At 63.2% G+C, this 21,763-nt stretch carries 23 protein-coding genes and 1 tRNA gene; 11 read left to right on the top strand and 13 right to left on the bottom strand.

Annotated elements, in window-relative coordinates; translation table 11 throughout:
- The first annotated feature begins 187 nt into the window (after nt 1-187).
- The 3 genes from cysS to cimA are packed head-to-tail and all read left to right on the top strand — an operon-like array spanning nt 188 to nt 3,758.
- Nucleotides 188-1,657, top strand: a complete 1,470-nt coding sequence (gene cysS, locus DDF70_RS22145; RefSeq protein WP_114946981.1) for a cysteine--tRNA ligase — start codon at nt 188-190, stop codon at nt 1,655-1,657.
- On the top strand, nt 1,657-2,166 hold the full coding sequence (locus tag DDF70_RS22140) for a GNAT family N-acetyltransferase (protein ID WP_114946980.1): 510 nt from the start codon (nt 1,657-1,659) through the stop codon (nt 2,164-2,166). The genes cysS and DDF70_RS22140 overlap by 1 nt, the downstream gene beginning before the upstream one ends.
- Nucleotides 2,163-3,758, top strand: coding sequence for a citramalate synthase (cimA, locus tag DDF70_RS22135; RefSeq protein WP_114946979.1), 1,596 nt, complete (start codon nt 2,163-2,165; stop codon nt 3,756-3,758). Before DDF70_RS22140 ends, cimA begins: the two co-directional genes overlap by 4 nt.
- 37 nt (nt 3,759-3,795) lie before the next feature.
- Here cimA and DDF70_RS22130 read toward each other — a convergent pair whose 3' ends face one another.
- Nucleotides 3,796-4,149, bottom strand: a complete 354-nt coding sequence (locus DDF70_RS22130; protein WP_114946978.1) for a BA14K family protein — start codon at nt 4,147-4,149, stop codon at nt 3,796-3,798.
- Between the two features lie 237 nt (nt 4,150-4,386).
- On the opposite strand from DDF70_RS22130, the gene DDF70_RS22125 reads away from it, so the two are divergent.
- Nucleotides 4,387-4,836 carry a DMT family transporter gene (locus DDF70_RS22125; protein WP_114946977.1) on the top strand — a complete coding sequence of 150 codons (450 nt, stop codon included), beginning with the start codon at nt 4,387-4,389 and terminating at the stop codon, nt 4,834-4,836.
- A gap of 6 nt (nt 4,837-4,842) precedes the next feature.
- Here the strand turns inward: DDF70_RS22125 and DDF70_RS22120 are convergent, their stop codons facing one another.
- Complete coding sequence (locus DDF70_RS22120) at nt 4,843-5,451, bottom strand: LOG family protein (RefSeq protein WP_425374102.1); 609 nt, start codon at nt 5,449-5,451, stop codon at nt 4,843-4,845.
- Nucleotides 5,452-5,545: 94 nt separating this feature from the next.
- Here DDF70_RS22120 and DDF70_RS22115 point away from each other — a divergent pair, with 94 nt between their 5' ends.
- From DDF70_RS22115 to DDF70_RS22085, 7 genes are all read left to right on the top strand, one after another.
- Entirely contained in the window at nt 5,546-6,874 is a 1,329-nt protein-coding gene (locus DDF70_RS22115) for a LysM peptidoglycan-binding domain-containing protein (protein WP_245435600.1), read from the top strand.
- A 104-nt stretch (nt 6,875-6,978) separates the two neighbouring features.
- A complete protein-coding gene (locus DDF70_RS22110) occupies nt 6,979-8,892 on the top strand; it encodes an ABCB family ABC transporter ATP-binding protein/permease (protein ID WP_114946976.1) in 1,914 nt (637 codons plus the stop codon).
- A 57-nt stretch (nt 8,893-8,949) separates the two neighbouring features.
- Complete coding sequence (locus DDF70_RS22105) at nt 8,950-9,651, top strand: phosphatidylserine decarboxylase (RefSeq protein ID WP_114946975.1); 702 nt, start codon at nt 8,950-8,952, stop codon at nt 9,649-9,651.
- 183 nt (nt 9,652-9,834) lie between these two features.
- The gene (locus DDF70_RS22100) at nt 9,835-10,689 is read left to right on the top strand and encodes a CDP-alcohol phosphatidyltransferase family protein (protein WP_114946974.1); all 855 of its coding nucleotides are present in this window, start codon (nt 9,835-9,837) and stop codon (nt 10,687-10,689) included.
- 107 nt (nt 10,690-10,796) lie between these two features.
- On the top strand, nt 10,797-11,447 hold the full coding sequence (locus tag DDF70_RS22095; protein ID WP_114946973.1) for a Maf-like protein: 651 nt from the start codon (nt 10,797-10,799) through the stop codon (nt 11,445-11,447).
- Between the two features lie 83 nt (nt 11,448-11,530).
- Nucleotides 11,531-11,734, top strand: coding sequence for a DNA gyrase inhibitor YacG (gene yacG, locus DDF70_RS22090; protein ID WP_114946972.1), 204 nt, complete (start codon nt 11,531-11,533; stop codon nt 11,732-11,734).
- Nucleotides 11,735-11,834: 100 nt separating this feature from the next.
- Nucleotides 11,835-11,910, top strand: a tRNA-Phe gene (locus DDF70_RS22085).
- Between the two features lie 92 nt (nt 11,911-12,002).
- Here the strand turns inward: DDF70_RS22085 and DDF70_RS36815 are convergent.
- The 11 genes from DDF70_RS36815 to hutH form a co-directional block, all read right to left on the bottom strand.
- Entirely contained in the window at nt 12,003-12,176 is a 174-nt protein-coding gene (locus DDF70_RS36815) for a hypothetical protein (RefSeq protein ID WP_162820571.1), read from the bottom strand.
- A 131-nt stretch (nt 12,177-12,307) separates the two neighbouring features.
- Entirely contained in the window at nt 12,308-12,559 is a 252-nt protein-coding gene (locus DDF70_RS22080) for a hypothetical protein (RefSeq protein ID WP_114946971.1), read from the bottom strand.
- A 356-nt stretch (nt 12,560-12,915) separates the two neighbouring features.
- Nucleotides 12,916-13,146, bottom strand: coding sequence for a hypothetical protein (locus tag DDF70_RS38200; RefSeq protein WP_245435601.1), 231 nt, complete (start codon nt 13,144-13,146; stop codon nt 12,916-12,918).
- Between the two features lie 242 nt (nt 13,147-13,388).
- The gene (locus tag DDF70_RS38190; RefSeq protein WP_245435599.1) at nt 13,389-13,703 is read right to left on the bottom strand and encodes a hypothetical protein; all 315 of its coding nucleotides are present in this window, start codon (nt 13,701-13,703) and stop codon (nt 13,389-13,391) included.
- 633 nt (nt 13,704-14,336) lie between these two features.
- Nucleotides 14,337-15,128, bottom strand: coding sequence for an ABC transporter ATP-binding protein (locus DDF70_RS22065; protein ID WP_114946969.1), 792 nt, complete (start codon nt 15,126-15,128; stop codon nt 14,337-14,339).
- Nucleotides 15,125-15,901, bottom strand: a complete 777-nt coding sequence (locus DDF70_RS22060) for an ABC transporter permease (RefSeq protein WP_114946968.1) — start codon at nt 15,899-15,901, stop codon at nt 15,125-15,127. Before DDF70_RS22060 ends, DDF70_RS22065 begins: the two co-directional genes overlap by 4 nt.
- A 106-nt stretch (nt 15,902-16,007) precedes the next feature.
- The gene (locus DDF70_RS22055; protein WP_114946967.1) at nt 16,008-16,949 is read right to left on the bottom strand and encodes an ABC transporter substrate-binding protein; all 942 of its coding nucleotides are present in this window, start codon (nt 16,947-16,949) and stop codon (nt 16,008-16,010) included.
- 181 nt (nt 16,950-17,130) lie between these two features.
- Nucleotides 17,131-17,709, bottom strand: a complete 579-nt coding sequence (locus DDF70_RS22050) for a HutD/Ves family protein (protein WP_114946966.1) — start codon at nt 17,707-17,709, stop codon at nt 17,131-17,133.
- Entirely contained in the window at nt 17,709-19,373 is a 1,665-nt protein-coding gene (gene hutU / locus DDF70_RS22045) for a urocanate hydratase (protein ID WP_114946965.1), read from the bottom strand. Before hutU ends, DDF70_RS22050 begins: the two co-directional genes overlap by 1 nt.
- 16 nt (nt 19,374-19,389) lie before the next feature.
- A complete protein-coding gene (gene hutG, locus DDF70_RS22040; RefSeq protein WP_114946964.1) occupies nt 19,390-20,220 on the bottom strand; it encodes an N-formylglutamate deformylase in 831 nt (276 codons plus the stop codon).
- Nucleotides 20,217-21,752, bottom strand: a complete 1,536-nt coding sequence (gene hutH, locus DDF70_RS22035) for a histidine ammonia-lyase (RefSeq protein ID WP_114946963.1) — start codon at nt 21,750-21,752, stop codon at nt 20,217-20,219. Before hutH ends, hutG begins: the two co-directional genes overlap by 4 nt.
- Between the last annotated feature and the right edge of the window lie 11 nt (nt 21,753-21,763).

Here is a 21,763-nt window from a genome sequence, read left to right as displayed (position 1 = left end):
ATGCTTACCAAATTGGAAACCTTGACGTCCCAGGGACGAAAAGGCATTGATGGCTTCATGAACACGGCAACGATCCTCATTTCCGGGATTATTTGCGGCTAGCGCATTTCGCTGGCTGGAGCCGTCTCGTTCTCATTCCAAGATCGAAACCACCCTCCGGCCTGCGGCCTGACAGGGATTTGGTTTCATGGCGGCAAGCTTGAGGCTCTACAACACGCTGACTCGGTCGAAAGACGCTTTCGTCCCGATCGACCCTGGGAACGTGCGCCTCTACGTCTGCGGACCCACCGTTTACGACTACGCCCACATCGGCAATGCCCGCCCGATCATCGTCTTTGACCTTCTCTTCCGTCTGCTGAGATATGTTTACGGTAAGGAAGCCGTCACGTATGTGCGCAATATCACCGATGTGGACGACAAGATTAATGCCCGGGCCGCCCGGGATTACCCGGACTTGCCCCATAACGAGGCCATCCGCGTCGTCACCCAGAAGACGGAAGAGCAGTTCCACGCCGACATTCGGGCGCTGGGCGTGCTCATGCCGGAGGACGTGAACGAGGCGGGCAGGGCTCCTCGCTTCGTCGAGCCCCGGGCGACCGAGCACATCGACGAAATGCGCATGATCATCGAGCGGCTGATCGCCCGCGGGGCAGCCTATGTGGCCGAGGAGCACGTGCTCTTCTCCGTCTCCGCCATGCAGAAGCTGCCGAACGTCCCCCCGTACGGCGCCTTCTCGAAGCGCTCCCTCGACGAACTGCTCTCCGGGGCCCGCGTGGACGTGGCGCCGTACAAGCGCGACGCGATGGATTTCGTGCTCTGGAAGCCCTCTGGTCCGCAGGACCCTGCCTGGCGGTCACCGGCGGGCATCGCGACGCCGGGCCGTCCCGGCTGGCACATCGAGTGCTCGGCCATGTCCTGGAAGCACTTGGTTCAGGCCTTCGAGACGCGGCTTTCCTGCTCGGATCCGACGGAGCGGGAAATCTTCGACATCCATGGCGGCGGGATCGACCTCGTCTTCCCGCACCACGAGAACGAGATCGCCCAATCCTGCTGCGCCTTCGACACCCCGCGCATGGCCAATGTGTGGATGCACAACGGCTTCCTGCAGGTGGAAGGGGAGAAGATGTCGAAATCCCTCGGCAACTTCTTCACCATCAACGAACTCCTGCAGGATTGGCCCGGCGAGGTCTTGCGCTTCAACATGCTGCGCACCCATTACCGCCAGCCCATCGACTGGACGGTGAAGGGACTCGAAGAAAGCGAGAAGACCCTCGACCGCTGGTACGAGCTGTCGGGCCGGGGCGAGAGTGCGTATTTGTCAGACCACATCGTCGATGCGCTCGCGGATGATCTCAACACTCCGAAGATGCTGGCGGAGCTTCATGCCCTCGACGGGCAAGGGGCCCATGAGGAACTCGGCGCGAACCTTCGTGCGCTCGGCTTCCTGCTCGAAGGAGCCGAGGGCTGGAAGGCTCGCAGGCAGGCTTCGCTGAGCGTCGATCCTGCGCAGGTCGAAGCGCTGATTGCCGCTCGCAAGGAAGCACGCGCCGCCAAGAACTGGGCCGAGTCCGATCGCATCCGCGACGAGCTTGCTGCGCTCAACGTGGTCGTGAAGGACAACAAGGACGGCACGACCACCTGGGAGGTTGCACGCTGATGGGACAGGCTTTGCCTAAACCGGGACTTCGTCCCTTCCTGCCGGCAGACCTTCCGGTTCTCGTCGATATCTACGAGGAGAGCATCGCGGAGTTGACCGGCGAGGATTACAGCGAGAGCCAGCAGGAAGCCTGGATCGCCCGCGCTGAGGACGATGCGTTCGCCCAGAGGCTGACGCAGAGCCTCACGCTGGTCGCAACCGTCGAGGGCTCTCCGGTCGGCTTCATCGCCCTGAAGGACAACGAGCTGATCGACTTGTTCTACGTGCATCCAGCCGCCGCCGGGCAGGGGATCGGCACGATGCTCTACGATGCGGTAGAGAAGCTTGCCGGCGCACGCGGCGCGCCGCGTCTCGTGGCGGAGGTCAGCGACAATGCGCTCCCGTTCTTCCAGAAGCACGGTTTCCAGCCACAGCGCCGCAACACGATGCCGCTCGGCGATGAATGGCTTGGCACCACGACCATGGAAAAGCGCCTGGCGCCGCAGGAAGACAGGAAGTTGTCGTCATGAGCCGCGAACACATCACCCTCTTCGACACGACCCTGCGCGACGGGGCGCAGACCACCGGCGTGGACTTCTCTTTGGAGGACAAGAAGGCGATTGCCGCGCTCCTCGACAAACTCGGCATCGACTACGTGGAAGGCGGCTATCCGGGGGCGAACCCGCTCGACACGACCTTCTTTGCCGAGAAACGCACGAAGAGCGCCAAGTTCACGGCGTTCGGCATGACCAAGAGGGCAGGGCGCTCCGTCTCCAATGATCCGGGCGTTGCGGCCCTGTTGGAGGCGCAGGCCGACGCGATCTGCTTCGTGGCGAAATCCTGGGACTACCATGTGCGCGTGGCTCTCGAGACAACGCCCGAGGAAAACCTTACGGGCATCCACGAAAGCGTTGAGGCCGCCCGCGCGAAAGGCCGGGAGGTTCTCGTCGATTGCGAGCATTTCTTCGACGGCTACAAGGCTAATCCCGAATACGCCCTGTCCTGCGTCAAGACGGCGTACGAGGCCGGAGCGCGGTGGGTCGTGCTCTGTGATACCAACGGCGGCACGCTTCCTCACGAGGTGCGCGAGATCGTCACGGCGGTGACGTCGGTCGTGCCGGGAGCGCATATCGGCATCCATGCCCATGACGATTGCGGCTGCGCCGTTGCGAATTCCCTTGCGGCGGTGGAGGCGGGCGCACGCCAGATCCAGGGCACGCTGAACGGACTCGGCGAGCGCTGCGGCAACGCCAATCTCATCACTCTCATCGGCGCGCTGAAGCTGAAGGACGGCTATGCGTCCCGCTTCGATCTCGGCGTCACGGACGATGCCTTGAGCCAGCTCACCCACGTGTCGCGACAGGTCGACGAGATCCTCAACCGCCAGCCGAACCGCCATGCGCCCTTCGTAGGTTCGAGTGCCTTCGCGACGAAAGCGGGCATCCATGCCTCGGCCGTGCTGAAGGATCCGCGCACCTATGAGCACGTGGAGCCGGAAGTTATCGGCAATGCGCGAAAACTCCTTGTGTCGGACCAAGGCGGCCAATCGAACATTCTCGCCGAGCTGAAGCGCTGCGGCTTCGAACTCGAAAAGGGCGACCCGCGCGTCGCGCGGGTGCTCGACGAGGTGAAACGAAAGGAAGCACAGGGCTTCGCATTCGAGGGCGCAGACGCGTCTTTCTACGTGCTGGTCAAACGCATGCTCGGCGAAGTGCCGGCCTTCTTCGATGTGGAGCGCTTCTCCGTCAATGTGGAGCGCCGCTTCAATGCGGTCGGCGAACTCGTCACCGCCTCGGAAGCCATCGTGAAGGTACGCGTGGGCGACGAGGTGCTGATTTCCGCCGCAGAAGGCAATGGCCCTGTGAACGCGCTCGATGTCGCATTGCGCAAGGATCTGGGCAAGTACCAGCACCTGATCCAGGATCTGGAGCTGGTGGATTACAAGGTCCGCATCTATCAGGGCGGCTCGGATGCCGTGACGCGCGTCCTCATCGAGTTCACGGATGGCTCCGGCGACCGCTGGACCACGATCGGCGTATCGGCCAACATCATCGATGCCTCGTTCCAGGCGCTGACGGACTCGATGGTCTACAAGCTGTTGAGGAGCAAGGCATCGCTGTGACGATGGGGAGCTTGGTTAAGGCTCCCATTCCTGCCACTCAGCGGCAAACGTGCCGACGGCCGTCGCTGCCCATGTAGGTGTTCGAGCTCGGGTCGTAGGTCCGGAATCTCTGGGTGCAATAGGACGCGTGCGCTTGTGCCGGACCCGCCTGCGGCATGGCGCCTGCGACGCTGCCGGTCGACATGGGGGCAGCAATACCCGGAACATCGGGGTCATACGGGTTCATGGTGGTTGTCGGACCGTTCTTGCCGAACTGGTCCCGGTGGTTGCAGTAATAAGTCAGGGCATCCTGATTGGTCGTACAGTCAAGGTTTATGTCCTGGGCTTGTGCGGAAGAAAAATATCCGGATATCAAGCCGCAGGCGGCGATAAGGAAGAGAGACTTCTTCACGGCTATCTCCTGTCGATGGGGTCGGAGATTGTTAGCAGCGGGAAGTGTGCTACTCGAGTTTGGTCCAAATACGGGGCCGGAAATCACATTTGCGATATTCGTTTGTTTCGAATCTCTTTAAGAGCCAGCCTGATCATGCATTCAGGTCACATCACCGGTGAATGTCGGAGCCTGCATTCCAATGATTGCATCCGAAGCCGCGGTACACAGGCAGTCGTTCTTCCCAGCGGAATTCCCATGAACATCTCGATCCTGCTGCCGCTCCTCGGCATCCTTCTCGGCGGTGTATTTCTCGCTTCCCAGGCCCCCATCAACGCCGCCCTCGCGCGGTCTCTCGGCGATCCGATCCTCGCCGCATGCATTTCATTTGGAATCGGCTTCGTCATCCTCGCGGCGATCAGTGCCGTGAGGGGCTCCTGGCCGTCCGGCAGCGCCATGGCGGCGGCACCCTGGTGGTCCTGGCTCGGGGGCCTTCTTGGAGCCTTCTACGTTGCCATCGTGATCTGGGGCGTGCCCCAGCTGGGCGTGGTCAGCACCGTGGCGGCCCTGGTCTTCGGGCAGGTGGCGGCCGCGTTGGTGCTCGATGCCGTCGGAGCCTTCGGCCTTCCCGTTCAGGCCATCACCTGGCAACGGCTTCTCGCGGCGGGCATGATCCTAGGCGGGCTGGTTCTGTCCCGTGCAGGATGATGAGTTTTAAAACCGAGACTCGATCTCGTCTTCGTTGCTGATGATCCCGACGCGCCGCGCAGCATTCTCGAGCATGGGAATGACCTCTTCCACCCGCTCGGCGACCAGGTAATTGAGCTCGAGCCCCGGACGGATGAAACCTTGTTCGCGCATGTGGGCGATCAGGGTGAGAAGGGGTTTCCAGAAGCCCTTGGTGCTGAGCATCAGGATGGGCTTGGTGTGCTGGCCGAGCTGCGACCAGGTCATCTGCTCGACGAGTTCTTCGAGGGTCCCGATCCCGCCGGGCAGGGCCACGAAGGCATCGGCCTTTTCGAACATCAAGCGCTTTCGGGTGTGCATGTCGGGCACGACGATGGTTTCCTGGACATCGTCGAGGAGTTTTTCGCGGGATTTCAGGAAGTCAGGGATGATCCCTGTGACATAACCGCCGTGATCGAGCACGGACTGGGCCACGGTGCCCATGAGGCCCACATTCCCGCCTCCATAGACCAGATTGATCCCCTCTTCGGCCATGGAGCGGCCCAATACGGCCGCATTCTCAGCGAAAACGGGGTCGTCTCCGAAGCCGGAGCCGCAATAAACGCAAATGGATTTGATCGGTCTGATGGGTGACATGTCTATTCTGGGGAGGCGGGGAGCCTTCCGCGCTGAGTCGTGGAGCATTAATTGTCCTTTATGGCCGTAGCCTTTTGAAAGATAAACGGTTTAAATGCACGAAAGTGCCGCGTTCGAGAAAAGCACCATGGCGGATCCGAAGGAAATCAAGGGTACAATCGCGTTGCTCGGCGTCGCCGCTGCAGCCGTTGTCGCAGTCCTTCTCGGGGTGCTTTACTGGTCCTGGACTGGCAGGTCCGATCCTACGCAGAGCGCAATGCCTGCCCAACCAACCCCCGCATCCCAGGCGGTTCCTGGCCAGCAGGCTGCCGCCAAGCCGGCTAACCCTTCCGAGGCACCCGGGGCGAAACCCAAGGATGGGTCGGTTGCGCCGTCCTTCGATCTGGTGCGGGTTGAGCCGGACGGCGAGAGCGTGATCGCGGGTCGCGCTGCGCCCGGGGCCACAATCGAGTTGTTGAGAGGCGATCAGGTTCATGCCCGTGCGGCGGCCGACGCTTCGGGCCTGTTCGCCATCGTTCCTCCGCCTCTGCCGCCTGGCTCCCATCTGGTGGTGCTGCAATCCATTGCGCCGGACGGCACCCGCCAGCGCTCGTCCCAGAGCGTGACGGTCGTCATCACAGATGCCAAGACGCGGCCGCTCGTGACCCTGACGGCTCCGGACAAGCCGACGGTGGTCCTCTCGAATCCCGAGCCGCCCGCCAAGGCGACCGAGGAGACCAAGCCTGAGACGAACACGGCCGAAGCCCCTCCGGCAGCGCAGCAACCCTCTCAGCCCGGGCCGCAGCAGGAGGCAGGCATTGCGCCATCGACGGCTTCTCCATCGAGTGCCCCCGCGCAGCCGGCCCCGCGGCCCGAGATCAAGATCGTGACCGTCGAGGCAGAGGAGGGAAAGCTCTTCGTATCCGGCCAGTCGGCGCCGGGTGCGACCGTGCGCCTCTACCTCAACGAGAGCTTCATCGCCCCGGGCGGGGCCGGCGGCGACGGCAAGGTGTCCTTCTCGATCGCGAATGGCGTGAAGCCCGGCGATTACCGGATCCGGCTCGACGACGTGGATCCGGTTTCGGGGCAGGTCAGGTCACGGGCCGAAGTGGGTTTCAACGTACCGGTCCAAGTGGCTTCCGGACAGCCTCAGGCCCCGGCATCGGTCCAACCATCCGCCCGGATCCAGTCGTCCCGAGAAGTGGCCTCCGCTTTGCCTGAAGGGCAGATGGCGAGCGCCGGAACGGTTGTGGTTCCGAACATCAGCACAACCATCGTGTCGCGGGGCGACAATCTCTGGCGCATCAGCCAGAGGATCTACGGCAAGGGATTGCGCTATACGGTGATCTACGGTGCGAACCAGGAGCAGATCAGAAATCCGAACCTGATCTATCCGGGGCAGGTTTTCGTTCTGCCGGGCGATCAGGGCCCGAAGAGCAACTGAAGCGCTCACTCCAACAGCTAAATTGGAACTGTGACAGACTCGGGGTGAATTCATCCCGATGATCGCCTATATCGAGGTCCTGTATTTCGATTGGATTCTCGCGTATGCCTCCCTCCACCGCCGTCCCGACGACGAGCGCTGCTGCGCCAAAGCCTAACGGCTTGGCGGCCACCTGGACGAAGCTCTGGCCCTATCTCTGGCCCCACGGCAGGCCCGATCTCCAGCGACGGGTCTTCCTCGCCTTCGGTCTCCTGCTGGTGGCGAAGGGCGTCACCATGGTCACGCCTTTCGCCTTCAAATGGGCGACGGACGCCCTTGTGGCGGTCACGGGCAGTGGCGGCCAGGGCGCCGAGGCCGCCGCGACCTCGGGCTCCTGGCTCTGGAAGGCGCCGATCCTGCTGACTGCGATCTATGGCGTAACGCGCATCCTCATGGCGGTCCTGACCCAGATGCGTGACGGTCTCTTTGCCAAGGTCGCCATGCACGCGGTGCGCAATCTCGCGCTGCAGGCCTTCGAACACATGCACCGGCTGTCCCTGCGCTTCCACCTGGAGCGCAAGACCGGCGGCCTGACCCGCGTGCTGGAGCGCGGCCGTGAAGGCATCGAGGAGCTGTCGCGCCTCGTGGTGCTCACCCTCGTCCCGACGATCCTCGAATTCATCCTCGTGCTGGGGCTGCTCGCCTGGGAGTTCAACTGGCTCTACTCCGCCGTCGTCTTCGTAATGGTCGTCGTCTATCTCGCGTATACCTACAAGGCGACCCAATGGCGGATCTCGATCCGCAAGCAGATGAACGACTCCGACACGGATGCGAATACCAAGGCGGTCGACTCCCTCCTGAATTACGAGACGGTGAAGTATTTCGGCGCCGAACAGCGGGAGACCGCCCGGTACGACCGCTCCATGGAGCGCTACGAGAAGGCTTCGACCCAGACCTATACGTCGCTTGCCGTTCTCAATGCCGGTCAGGCCGTGATCTTCTCCATCGGCATGGCCATCGTCATGGTCCTGGCCGCCCGGGACATCATGGCCGGGCGCGCCTCCATCGGCAGCTTCGTCCTCGTCAACGCCATGCTGGTGCAGCTCTATATCCCGCTGAACTTCATGGGCATGCTCTATCGCGAGATCAAACAGGCCCTCATCGACATCGACGACATGTTCGCGATCATCGAGCGCAACCCCGAGATCCAGGACAAGCCTGGCGCCAAGCCGCTCCAGGTGGCCGAGGGCGTCGTGCGATTCGAGGACGTGCATTTCGCCTATATCCCCGAGCGCCCCATCCTCAAGGGCGTGAGCTTCGAGGTGCCGGCGGGCCATACGGTGGCCATCGTCGGTCCTTCGGGCGCGGGCAAATCGACCATCTCGCGCCTCCTGTTCCGCTTCTACGAGCCCACCAGCGGGCGGATCCTCATCGATGGGCAGAATGTTGCCGAGGTGCAGCAGGCGAGCTTGCGTAAGGTCATTGGCATGGTTCCGCAGGACACGGTGCTGTTCAACGACACCATCGGCTACAACATCCAGTACGGCCGCTGGGATGCGACTCCCGAGGAGGTGAGGGAGGCCGCGCGTCTCGCCCAGATCGACCGCTTCATCGGCCTCCTGCCGGAGGGCTACGACACCCCAGTGGGCGAGCGCGGCCTGAAGCTCTCCGGGGGTGAGAAGCAGCGCGTTGCGATCGCCCGTACGATCCTCAAGAGCCCCCCGATCCTCGTGCTCGACGAGGCGACCTCGGCCCTGGACACCTTCACCGAAAAGGAAATCCAGGACGCCCTCGACCGGGTGAGCCGAGGACGGACCACCCTGGTGATCGCCCATCGGTTGTCCACAGTCATCGGCGCCGACGAGATCATCGTTCTCGATCAGGGACGCGTGGTCGAGCGCGGCGACCACGCGAGTCTGCTTGCCCGTGGCGGGGTCTATGCCGCCATGTGGAATCGTCAGCGCGAGGCGGACCAGGCCCGCGAAACCCTCAAGCGGGCCGAGGAGGAAGAGCGCAGCCCGGAGAGCGTGGCAGGTTGACAAAAAGCTCCTTCGCCTGCCATCCCCCAATCAAATGCTCTTAAGGCTTGAGAAAATATGACCGATATCCTGGAATCGATGCGCCGTATCTTCGTGCCGATCCACAAGGAGGGCTATCCCTTCATCCTGATCGCGCTGTTTGCGACGATCGTCCTGGCGTGGCTCTGGTCGCCCCTCGGCTGGATCGGCGCGATCCTGACCGTTTGGGTCTGCTACTTCTTCCGCGATCCCCCGCGCGTGACGCCGATCCGGGAAGGCCTCGTGGTTTCCCCCGCCGACGGCCGGGTGAACCTCATCACCACTGCGGTGCCGCCGGCCGAGCTCGACCTGCCGCCCGAGCCGATGACCCGCATCTCGGTCTTCATGAACGTGTTCGACTGCCACGTGAACCGCTCGCCGGTCACGGGCCGGATTGCCCAGATTCTCTACACGCCAGGCCTCTTCCTGAATGCCGAACTGGACAAGGCGAGCGAGGACAACGAACGCAATGCCCTCGTTATCGAGACGGCGGGCGCCAAGATCGGCGTGGTCCAGATCGCCGGACTCGTGGCCCGGCGCATCGTGTCCTTCGTGAAGGTGGGCGACCACCTGAGCACCGGCGAGCGCTTCGGCCTCATCAGGTTCGGGTCGCGCCTCGACATCTTCGTGCCGCTCAACGCCCAGGTTCTTGTGGGCCTTGGCCAGACGGCGGTGGCGGGCGAGACCGTGCTCGCGGACCTCACAGCCAACGAACCAGCGCGTCAGTACCGCGTGGGCTGATGCCCATTCCTGCCGGGAGGAAGGCCTTCTCGGCGGGCATTCGGGCGGAACCGTTTACGCGGCTTGTGCTTTTCCATCACGCGCAAACGGCCCAGCTCTGCTTGCCGCTCTCCTCTTGATGAGCATATCGCTCAAGGTGGAAAACCGGATCCACTTTCCCGCACGATACGCTAGGTTGGTGCCATGAGTGACCTTTTCCCCCCCTTCGCTCCGGACCCGAACGAGCCGCGCAAGCGGCTCTTCAAGCCGGTTCCGTTCCGGATGATCGCCCCCAACATCATTACCCTGATAGCCCTTTGCCTGGGGCTCTGGGCCATCCGGCTGGCCTTCGACGGGCAATATGAAAAGGCCGTCGTGGCGGTGATCGTGGCCGCCTTCCTGGATGGGGTCGATGGGCGGATCGCCCGCCTGCTGAAGGGGACCTCCCGCTTCGGCGCGGAACTCGATTCACTGGCCGACTTCCTGAACTTCGGCGTCACCCCGGCCCTGATCATCTACAGTTTCGTCCTGCACGAGCTGGGACGGGTGGGGTGGATCGGCTCCATCGTGCTCGCCATCGCGGCGGCTCTTCGCTTGGCGAGGTTCAACGTCATGATCGACGATCCGAACCGGCCCGAATGGAAGAAGAACTTCTTCGTGGGAATGGCGGCGCCCATGGGAGCCATGTGCGCCTTGCTGCCGCTTTACCTTTCGTTCCTCGGCATCCCTATCCAGGAATCCTCCGTAGGGCCCATCGTTCTCGTCTACGTGGTCGGGGTCGCCTTTCTCATGGTCTCGACCATCCCGACCTATTCGGGAAAGACCATGGGCAAATATGTCCCGCGCCAGTGGGTCCTGCCGATCTTCGTCCTGTCCGTCGCGGCGTTCGGCCTGCTCATCAGCTTTCCGTGGGAGATGCTGAGCCTGATCACGGTTGCCTTCCTGGTGACGATCCCGATCAGCGTGATGCGGTACCGCAAGCTGGACCGGCAGGAGAACGCGGGTGCTGCCGCGGTCAGCCCGTCTCCATCCGGTGTCGAGCCGCCTCCCGTTGCTTGATCGACTTGATTCAAGCCTGCCCGGTGCCATGTTGCACCCAGCGTGGCCGTTTGCGTTCATGAGTGTCCTGGAAGGATCCTGCGGGGTCCCGAAGCGTGGAGAGAAAAGTGGCGTCGTCTTCAGAGGTGTCGAATTCCAGCGGGCGTCCGAGACTCGTGCTCGCGTCCGCCTCGCCGCGCAGGCTTGGCCTTCTGCAGCAGGCCGGCATCGAGCCCGATGCCCTTTTGCCCGCCGATGTGGATGAGACGCCCTTGAAGAACGAGAGCGCCAAGGACTTGGCCAAGCGCCTGGCCCGCTCGAAGGCCGAGGTGGCCCGGAAGGTCGCCCGTGTTCGCGACGACCTGAAGGATGCCTATATCCTCTCCGCCGATACCGTCGTGGTCGTCGGCAAGCGAGTCCTGCCCAAGGCGGAGCTCGTGGATGAGGCGGCAGGCTGCCTGAGGTTGCTCTCCGGCCGCGCCCACCGGGTCTACACCTCCATTTGTCTGATCACGCCGAAGGATTCCATTCGCGAGCGCTTGGTGGAAACCCGGGTCCGTTTCAAGCGCCTCTCCCGCGACGAGTTCGAGCGCTACCTCGCCTCCGGCGAGTGGCGCGGCAAGGCGGGCGGCTATGCCATCCAGGGCCGCGCGGGAACCTTCGTGGTCAAGCTGGTCGGATCCTATTCCAACGTCGTGGGCTTGCCCCTCTACGAGGCTGCGGCCCTGCTCGACGGGGAGGGCTATCCCGTCCGCTCCAGTTGGCTCGACGCGGCCTGAGTCCGTTCCTTTGATGTGAGAGCTGTCTTGCGTGTTCGGGCGCCGGCAACCACGTTGCCGTTCAGCAGGAAAGGAGGTGCGCGATGAACGCCGCCAACGAAAACAAGCCCCTCGCTTCAGCCGGCAAATGCCCGATCTGCGGAAAGCCCACCCAGCCCGAGTACCGGCCCTTTTGCTCGAAGCGTTGCGCCGATGTGGATCTGAACCGCTGGCTGTCCGGCGGCTACGCAATTCCGGCTGTCGAAAGCGAGGAAGACGACAGCGATGCGGACGACCGAGAAGCCTGAATCAATTTCCGGAATTTTTGTCGTCCGAACCGCTGGACATGCGGCTCAGGTCTGACTATACACCCCTCCACGACGCGCACGGCTTCGCCGCGCATCGGATGCCCAGGTAGCTCAGTTGGTAGAGCATGCGACTGAAAATCGCAGTGTCGGTGGTTCGATTCCGCCCCTGGGCACCACTTCTTCCCACTGCATATCAGCGGTTTGAATGCTCGGCGTGCTTGGGTCCGCTCGCGAGCATTCGGGTGCCTCACGTCACGTGGGCCCGCTGCTATCCGGCCCTCTTCGCAGCCTTGTGCAGCTTCAAGTTTTCGAGCTTGCTATGCTCATATTGCGCAAGCGCGGCACCGACCTGGCCGAAAAGCGCCCCGATGATTAGCCCGGTTATGATGATCAGCGGCAGCTGGCGCCAGTCGAGGTGAGTTTTGGTCGGATCCTGTATCATCGCTCATTCTTCGGTAGGTCTAGGGTTACCATACGGTTGTTCGCGATGATCGTAGCACGTCATCGTGCGGAGTTGAGTAGAGGGCGTCGCCTGCCTCAAGGAGGGAAGCGCAAGTCGAGGTGGATCCAAGTTCAGTCCGAACGGGTCATTACACGCGAGTGTCGCCATTGTTGCCTGGCGGTTTCTACCTCACGAGCGATTTCGGAAGCTTTCGGTGTGAGGGATGATCGGCTGTCGGAGGTCTGCTGATCGAGGAGCGAGATCGCGACGCGCGCCAGATCCCTGAACTCCTCCTGCAAGACCCCGGGAGCAGCGTCCCAGTCGCCTGAATGCTCGGTGGCGTAAAACGCCTGCGCGACAAATTCAACCTGGTTCGGCGTCATGCAAGTCTCCCTGCACCTATTAACCAGATAGGTAACAAAGGAGGTATTCGTTCCCTCACTCTCTGGTATTAATACCTAAGAATGGGATCAAGTCGTTGAGAATCTTGAGGTCGATACCCCTTTCGGACACAAAGGGGTCTAGGACTCTTTCCAGGGATATTCTGCAGGCGGGCCTCATCCACCTATTCTGCCTGTGCTTGTAGTCCGCACTTCCTATAAGGAATGCAGATGGAGGGCATGTTCCAAGGCTTCTGATGAGTACCGGCATGCCGCTGCTAAGTTTGCGACATGATCCTGAACGATGGATCGCGCGGAATTAGCCATGTGCGATAACCGATCTGGCGATCCGCTTACCTTCATTTCTTTGCGCAGATCGCCCGGGCGATCATGCCTTTTGCGCTGTCGCTCGTAGAGAAGCAGTAGACGCTCGCTTCATCCATATCGAAACGGTCGCCCCGATTGCACGTGCCGCTGATGGGATATTCATCTTCGGCACAGCGCGCCATGCATCGTCCTTGTGCTGTGCATTCCTGTACGAACACCCTGAGGAGCGTGCCGGCGATACCCGGTTTGCCTTCTGGCCCCATTCTTCCTTCCGGGCCGGGAGGTCCGACAGGACCTGTCAGGCCGGCCGGGCCAATCGGCCCGACGGGACCAGGAGGCCCGATCGGGCCGATCTCACCAGCGATACCCTGCGGACCTGGAGGTCCTGCGGGACCTACAGCGCCTATGGGGCCGGGCGGACCCACGGGCCCGGCCGGGCCAATTGGGCCAGGCTCGCCTCGCGGCCCTGGCGTGCCTTGAGGGCCCTGCGGTCCCTGATGGCCCGCTAGACCCTGGGGCCCCTGCGGTCCCGGCGGTCCTGCCGGCCCTTCCGGACCGATTGGTCCCGCAGGACCCGACTGCCCTCCTGGGGTGGCTTGCGCTTCCGTATTCCCGACCGGTCCCGGTGGTCCAGCGGGTCCTTGTGGCCCAACCGGACCGACAGGGCCGATCTCACCGCGCGGACCAGGCAAACCGGCAGGCCCTTGCGGGCCCGGAGGGCCCTCAGGACCGACGGGTCCTTGGGGACCAGGCGCTCCGTCACGACCGGACTCCCCTTGAGGACCGGGCGGACCCGCAGGCCCGGGTTGCGTCGGGGCAATAGCCGCCTCCTGCTGGGCCGCTCCCGAGCCTTCCGGACCACGCTGCCCGCAGAATCCGATAACGGCCTGCCGCTGCTCGTTCTCCACCTGAAGGTTCACGATGCAGGTGGCGGGATGATAAGGGATCCGGAAAGTAAACCTGCCGCTGGCATCCGCCTTCGTCTCGAATCGCTCGTCGAGGAAGATCGATACCTGCCGCGGCTTGCTTAATCGACCGACGACACGCAATTCGCCTGCAGTGATCATAGCCTGATCGATGAGGATGTCCGCCATGGCAGGCATGCCGCTGGCGATCAGGATGGATCCGGCTAACAGGCGTTTGAGCATCGTGCCTTCCCACTTCGGAGACGTTGAGCGTCGCCTGAAGGAGGCTGAAGCGTCAATTCACCCGGAAGGGTACTGCAAATGCCACAGAGCTTGGTCGTACCCAGCCTTTATAGCCAGCGTACACGAGTTGGACGATACGATAGGGCCGCCGCCTGCGATGCGACAGCCCGCGGTATAACTTGCAATGGTTAGGCTGGACCATTCGACGCTGCAGGTCGATGGGTGCGGTTCGTCACTCCTTCCGCCTTGATGGGTGTTCCTCGATGATCCATTCGAGGAGCGTATCCTGGCAATCTCGGACCGCGTCAATGAACGCCTTCCGCCTGCATCGCCTCTACGCGGATTTCCTCTGTCAACTGGGCTTTGAGGCTCGAGAATTCCGGCGTGGTCTTCATTCTGTAGTGGCGCGGATGCGGCAGGTCGACCGGGATGTCGGCCTTGATGCGGCCGGGGCGTGCCGACATGACGATGACGCGCGAGGCGAGGAAGATCGCCTCCTCGATGTCGTGGGTCACGAAGAGCACGGTCTTGCGCTCGCGCTCCCAGATGCCGAGCAGCAGCTCCTGCATCAGGCCGCGGGTCTGGTTGTCGAGGGCACCGAACGGCTCGTCGAGGAGCAGGATTTCCGGATCGTTGGCGAGCGCGCGGGCAATGGCCGTGCGCTGCTGCATGCCGCCGGAGAGCTGCTTCGGATAATGGTTCTCGAAACCGCGCAGGCCCACCTTCTCGGTATATGACGCGACGATCTCCTGGCGCTCTGCTTTCGGCATTCCCTTCTCGCGCAGTCCGTAGGCGATGTTCTCGGCAATCGTGAGCCAAGGGAACAGCGTATAGGACTGGAACACCATGCCCCTGTCCGCGCCCGGGCCCTTAATCTCGCGGCCATTGAGCAGCACGCGTCCGCCGCTCGGGCGGTCAAGTCCTGCCACGATGCGCAGGAGCGTGGATTTTCCGCAGCCGGAAGGACCGAGGATGGTGATGAAATCGTTCTGCGCCACCTGTAGGTTCGTGGGCTCGAGCGCCCGCACGGGCGCTCCGCCGCGTACGCCGGGAAACACGCGCGAGACGTTGTCGATCTGGAGGATCGAGCTGGTCATGCGAGCCTCCACGGGAAGAGCGAGCGGTTGAGAGCCTTGAACAGGAAATCCGAGATGAGGCCGATGATGCCGATGACGATGATGCCGAAGATCATCTGTCCCGTGGCGAGGAGCGCCTGACTGTCGATGATCATGTGCCCGATGCCGGAGGATGACCCGATGAGCTCTGCGACGATCACATAGGTCCAGGCCCAGCCGAGCACGAGCCGCAGGATTTCGGCGATCTCGGGGGCGTTGGCCGGGATGAGCACGCGCTTCACCACGCCCCGATCCTTCGAGCCCAGCGTATAGGCCGCCTCGACCAGATCGCGGCGCGTGTTGCCGACCGCTACCGCCACCATCAGGATTATCTGGAAGACGGAGCCGATGAAAATGACAAGGAGCTTCTGCATCTCGCCGATGCCGGCCCAGAGGATGAGAAGCGGCACGAAGGCGGATGCCGGAAGATAGCGGGCAAAGGACACGAAGGGTTCGAGGAAAGCTTCGAAGGACTTGTATGCGCCCATCATGATGCCGAGCGGCACTGCCACGAGAGCGGCCAGGATGAAGCCGCCGACCACGCGCCACACCGTGACGCCGATATCGTTCATGAAACCGAAGCGGGTGAGCAGAAGCCAGCCGTCCTGAACCATGGTGATCGGATCGGCGAGAAACGTGCGCGAGACGAAGCCGCCCAGCGTCGCAAAGGCCCAGGCTGCGAAGAAGAGCACGAAGAAGGAAATGCCGAGCGTGATGCGCGTGCCCTGGCTTACGGGTTCTAGAGGTCGGGGCATGAAGAATCTGTTCTGGCCATCCTGGCGTTGTGCGCCGGATGGTGTTCTTGAGGAAAAGAAGAAGCCATGGTCCGCGCAAAAGCGGACCATGGCACCGGCAAAGGCGTTACTGGATGAAGCTGGTGTCTGCCAGCGCTTCCATATCCGGCTTCTGCTTGATGATGCCGGTCTCGAGCAGCAGGTCGGCGGCTTCAGCCGAGAAGGTTTTGAATTCGCTCGAGAAGAACTTCTTGTTGGCTTCGCGGTCCTGCCAGCGCAGGAACTGGGCCGACTTGCCGAAGGCTTCGCCCGTCTGCTTCACGTCCGCACCCATGATCTCGTATGCCTTGGCCTGATCCTTGGCGATCATGTCGAGCGCCTCGAAATAGCTGTCAGCGAAGGCCTTGGCGGCCTTGGGATTGTCGGCGAGGAATTTCGGCGTGCAGCCGAAGGTGTCCATTACCATGGGATAGTCGAGCGTCGTGGCGATGATTTTGCCGGCCTGCGGGGCGGCCCGCACGGAGGAGAGATATGGTTCGTAAGTCATGGCAGCATCGTTCTGCCCGGCGATGAAGGCCTGGGCCGCAGGGCCCGGCTCCATGTTGACCACGGTCACGTCCTTCACGGAGAGGCCGTTCTTCTTGAGCATCCAGGAGAGCGCAAAATAGGGCGAGGTGCCTGGCGCTGAGGCGGCGACCTGCTTGCCCTTGATGTCCTTGATTGAGGCGATGTCGTTTTTCACGACCATGCCGTCCGCGCCGTAGCTCTTGTCGAGCTGGAAGATCTGCTTGGTGGGAACGCCGTTGGCATTCCACACGATCCAGGTCTCGACGGTCGTTGCCGCGCATTGGATGTCGCCGGACTGGATGGCGAGGTGGCGGCTCGCTTGCGGCACCTTCTTGATCGTGACGTCGAGGCCGTTCTTCTTGAAGATGCCGGCTTCCTTCGCGAGCGTCAGGGGCGCGAAGCCCGTCCAACCCGAGATGCCGATAGCCACCTTCGTCTCCTGCGCAGAGGCGCTTCCGACCGCCAGCGCCAAAACGGCCAAACCACCCAATACCGCCTTCATTGCAGCCTCCGTTGATTTCAATCCCTGGCTCGTACCGTTTGCCGTGCCTCTTGAGGAATTGCCTTGCGGCCGGCGTTCTTTTGCGAGCGGGCGAATGGCACCATGCCAGAGCAGCAATGTCAAATGTATAGACATTTATATCTGCCACCCTTTTGGGCATCGGACGCCAAAATTTGCGCTCCTATGTCTGGTCAGGCCCAATCTCGACGAGGATCGCACGACCGTCCCCCGCCAGCAGGATAAGATCCTGCGTTGCTTCCAGCATCAGTGTGTCGAGAGCATGAAGTGAATGGATCGTCGAATCGAGCGTCACGTCGAACGGACCATCTACCGCGATGAGAAAGGCGACGCTGGTATCCTCCGACAGCAGCGCAACGCCGGATTCGACGAACCGCGTCCGGTGACGGAACTGGCCGCGCCGGGTCATCACGTTGAGGTCGCGGATCGGGCCCGAAAGGAGCCGCCCGATGGTGATATCGTCGCCCGAGAATGAGAGCTTGGGGGAGACCCGGTCCAACGGATAGGCGATGCCCTCCACATCGAGCTCGATGCCGTCGCCCTCGACCACGATCAGCGTTCGGTCAATTCCGGAAAACATGGAGAAGGGGCCGTCGGAGGCCACATCCGCCATGCTGATCCGCCAGCCGAAGGTTTCGAATGTCGATCCCTCCGGAAAGGCGGCGACCTCTGCGGTGGTGCCGCCGCCGTTCTTCCAGGGGACGCGGATGAGTTCCTCGTTGCGGATGACGCGCGCTTGCATCACCGCAGGCTCGGCAGGTTGAGACCGTGCTCACGGGCGCAGTCGATGGCGATGTCGTAGCCCGCGTCCGCATGGCGCATCACGCCGGTCGCCGGATCGTTCCAGAGCACGCGCTCGATGCGTTTGGCCGCTTCCGGCGTGCCGTCGCACACGATGACCATGCCCGAATGCTGCGAGAAGCCCATGCCGACGCCCCCGCCGTGATGAAGCGACACCCAGGTGGCGCCGGAGGCGCAATTGAGCAGCGCGTTGAGAAGCGGCCAGTCGGACACCGCATCCGACCCGTCCTTCATGGCTTCCGTCTCCCTGTTCGGGCTCGCGACCGAACCGGAATCAAGATGATCGCGGCCGATCACGATGGGAGCCTTCAGCTCACCTTTAGCCACCATCTCGTTGAAGGCGAGGCCGAGGCGGTGGCGGTCGCCGAGGCCGACCCAGCAGATGCGCGCGGGCAGGCCTTGGAACTTGATGCGTTCCTTGGCCATGTCGAGCCAGTTGTGCAGGTGCTTGTTGTCGGGCAGCAGCTCCTTCACCTTGGCATCGGTCCTGAAGATGTCTTCCGGATCACCCGAGAGCGCGGCCCAGCGGAACGGTCCGATGCCCCGGCAGAAGAGCGGGCGGATATAGGCCGGCACGAAGCCCGGGAAGTCGAAGGCGTTGTCGACGCCTTCCTCCTTCGCCATCTGGCGGATGTTGTTGCCGTAATCGAGGGTCGGCACGCCCGCCTTGTAGAAATCGAGCATGGCGCGCACGTGCTCGGCCATGGATTGCTTTGCGGCATGCTCCACGGCTTTTGGGTCGCTCTCACGCTTGGCTTCCCATTGGCTAAGCGTCCATCCCTTCGGCAGATAGCCGTTGATCGGATCATGGGCGGAGGTCTGGTCCGTCACTGCATCGGGACGGATGCCGCGCCGGTAGATCTCCGGAAAGATCTCGGCGGCGTTGCCGAGAAGACCGACCGAAACCGGCTTCCTGTCGCGGCAGGATTGCTCGATGATGGCAAGCGCCTCATCGAGCGTGTCGGCGCGCCGGTCGAGATAGCCGGTGCGCAGGCGCATCTCGATGCGGCTCGGCTGGCACTCGACCGCAAGGCAGGAGGCGCCGGCCATGGTGGCAGCGAGCGGCTGTGCGCCGCCCATGCCGCCGAGCCCGCCGGTGAGGATCCAGCGGCCGGAGAGATCACCGTTATAGTGCTGGCGGCCCACCTCCACGAAGGTCTCGTATGTGCCCTGCACGATGCCCTGCGTGCCGATATAGATCCAGGAGCCGGCCGTCATCTGACCGTACATCATGAGCCCCTTGCGATCGAGCTCATGGAACTTGTCCCAGGTGGCCCAGTGCGGCACGAGGTTGGAATTGGCGATCAGCACGCGCGGCGCATCCGCATGGGTGCGGAACACGCCGACCGGCTTGCCCGATTGCACGAGCAGCGTCTCGTCATCGTTCAGGTTCTTCAGCGCCGCCACGATGCGGTCGAAGCTCTCCCAATCGCGTGCGGCGCGGCCGATGCCGCCATAGACGACGAGCTCACCCGGCTTTTCGGCCACGTCCGGATCGAGATTGTTCATCAGCATGCGAAGGGGCGCCTCAGTCAGCCAGCTCTTGGCCGACAATTCGGTGCCGTGGGCGGCGCGGATCACGCGAGCGTTGTCGATGCGGGTCATGAAACGGATCCTCGGTTCAAGCTTTGGAATGGGCGAAGGTGAGACAGGTCTGGAGAATGAGAGTGAGCGCTGTCCGCATGGGCGCGGCGTAATCCTCGTCGTAGGACGTCGGCCATTCACCCTCGGATACGGGACCGAGCAGCTCATTCATGTAGCCGCGGCAGGCGAGTTCCATCTGGACCGCATGCACACCCGCATCGGGCCTGCCGAGGCTGCGGGTGATGTAGCCGCCCTTGAAGCGGCCATTGACCACATGGCTGAAGCCGCTGCCGAGGCAGATCTTCTCGATGGCTTCGCTCAAGGATGGTGCGCAGGTGGTGCCGCCATTGGTGCCGACATTGAAATGGGGCAGGGTGCCTTCGAAAAGGCGCGGAATCACCGAGCGGATGGAGTGGCAATCGTAGATGACGATCGTGTCGTGCCGGGCGCGCAGACGTTCGATCTCGGCGCGAAGCGTCGCGTGATAGGGGTCGAAGAAGCAGGCGCGGCGCTCGGCGATCTGCTCAGCCGTCGGCTCGGTTCCCGGCGCATAGAGCGGCTCGCCGTCGAAGGTCGTCGTCGGGCACAGCTCCGTGGTCGCCTGTCCCGGATAGAGCGAGATGCCGGACGGGTCGCGGTTCACGTCGATCACCGTGCGGGAGATCGTGGTGCGGATCACGGTGGCGCCGAGACCGGCGGCGAAATCGTAGAGCCGTTCGATCCACCAATCCGCATCCTTGCGCGCAAGCCACGGCGAGACGAGGTTTCGTTCGTATTCGGCAGGGATCTCCGTGCCTGTATGCGGCAGGCTCACGACGAGCGGTGCGTCGCCGCGGGTGACGGTGAGCCAGTCGGGATGCTCGCTCATGCTCGAACCTCACTCGTCACCACCGGCAGTACGTCTGCACCGGCCGTTCCCGCGAGCGCGCCGGAAACGACGAGAGCCGTGGCCCGTTCCATGTCGGGCGCCATGTGCCGGTCGTCATCGAGATGCGGGACCTTTGCGCGCAGCAGCGTGCGGGCACGCTCCAGGCGTTCGCTGGATTTCATGGGGGCGTGAAAGTCGCAGCCTTGGACCGCGGCCAGCAATTCGATGCCGATCACGTTGGCAGCGTTTGCCGCCATCGGCAGGAGACGGCGTGCGCCATGGGTCGCCATGGACACATGGTCTTCCTGGTTGGCGGAGGTCGGGATCGAGTCCACGCTCGCCGGGTAGGCGCGCTGCTTGTTTTCGGACACCAGAGCCGCTGCCGTCACCTGCGGGATCATGAAGCCGGAATTGAGCCCCGGCTTCGGCGTGAGGAACGCGGGCAGGCCCGACAGGGCCGGGTCGACCAGCATGGCGATGCGCCGCTCGGCCAGCGAACCGATCTCGCAGAGAGCCATGGCGATCATGTCGGCGGCGAAGGCCACCGGCTCCGCGTGGAAGTTGCCGCCCGAGATGACCTCACCCGCTTCCGAGAACACGAGCGGGTTGTCGGAAACGCCGTTCGCCTCCGTGCCGAGCGTCTCGGCGGCCTGGCGCAGCAGATCGAGCACCGCGCCCATCACCTGCGGCTGGCAGCGAAGGCAATAGGGATCCTGCACGCGGTCGTCGTTGGTGAGGTGAGAGGCGCGGATCGCGCTGCCCTGCATCAGGGCACGCAGGGATGCGGCGACCTCGATCTGACCGCGGTGGCGCCGGAGCTTCTGAATGCGCTCATCGAAGGGACCATCCGAACCCTTGGCGGCATCGGTTGCCAGCGCTCCCGTGACCAGAGCCGCCTGAAACACGCGTTCCGCTTCGAACAATCCTGCGAGCGCCAGAGCCGTTGAAACCTGCGTGCCGTTGAGAAGCGCCAGGCCTTCCTTGGGGCCGAGCGAGAGCGGCTTGAGTCCTGCCCGTGCGAGCGCAGCTTCGGCAGGCTCACGCATGCCGTCGACGATGAACTCGCCGACGCCCATGAGGGCTGCCGTCATGTGGGAGAGGGGTGCGAGGTCACCGGAGGCGCCGACCGACCCTTGACCTGGTATGACGGGAATGAGGTTCGCGCGCAGGCATGCCGTCAGATGCTCGATAGTGGACCAGCGCACGCCGGATGCGCCTTGGGCGAGGCTCGCGAGCTTGAGAGCCATGACGAGCCGCACGACTGCCTGCGGCAGCGGGTCACCGACCCCGGCCGCATGCGAGAGCACGATGTTGCGCTGAAGCGTCGCGAGATCGGCGGAGCCGATGCGCACGCTCGCGAGTTTTCCGAAGCCGGTATTGATGCCATAGACCGGCTCGCCTTTTGCCACGATGGTTTCGATGGTCCTGGCGCCGGCCTCGACGGCAGCGCGGCAATCCTGATCGAGCGCGACTCCGGCGCCGAAATAGACTTTGGCCCAATCAGCGAGTGCGACGGAGCCGGGGTGAAGCATTACTTCCTTGG

The organism is Microvirga calopogonii, assembly GCF_003347665.1.
GTDB lineage: Bacteria > Pseudomonadota > Alphaproteobacteria > Rhizobiales > Beijerinckiaceae > Microvirga > Microvirga calopogonii.
This window is presented reverse-complemented; position numbering and strand designations above follow the sequence as displayed.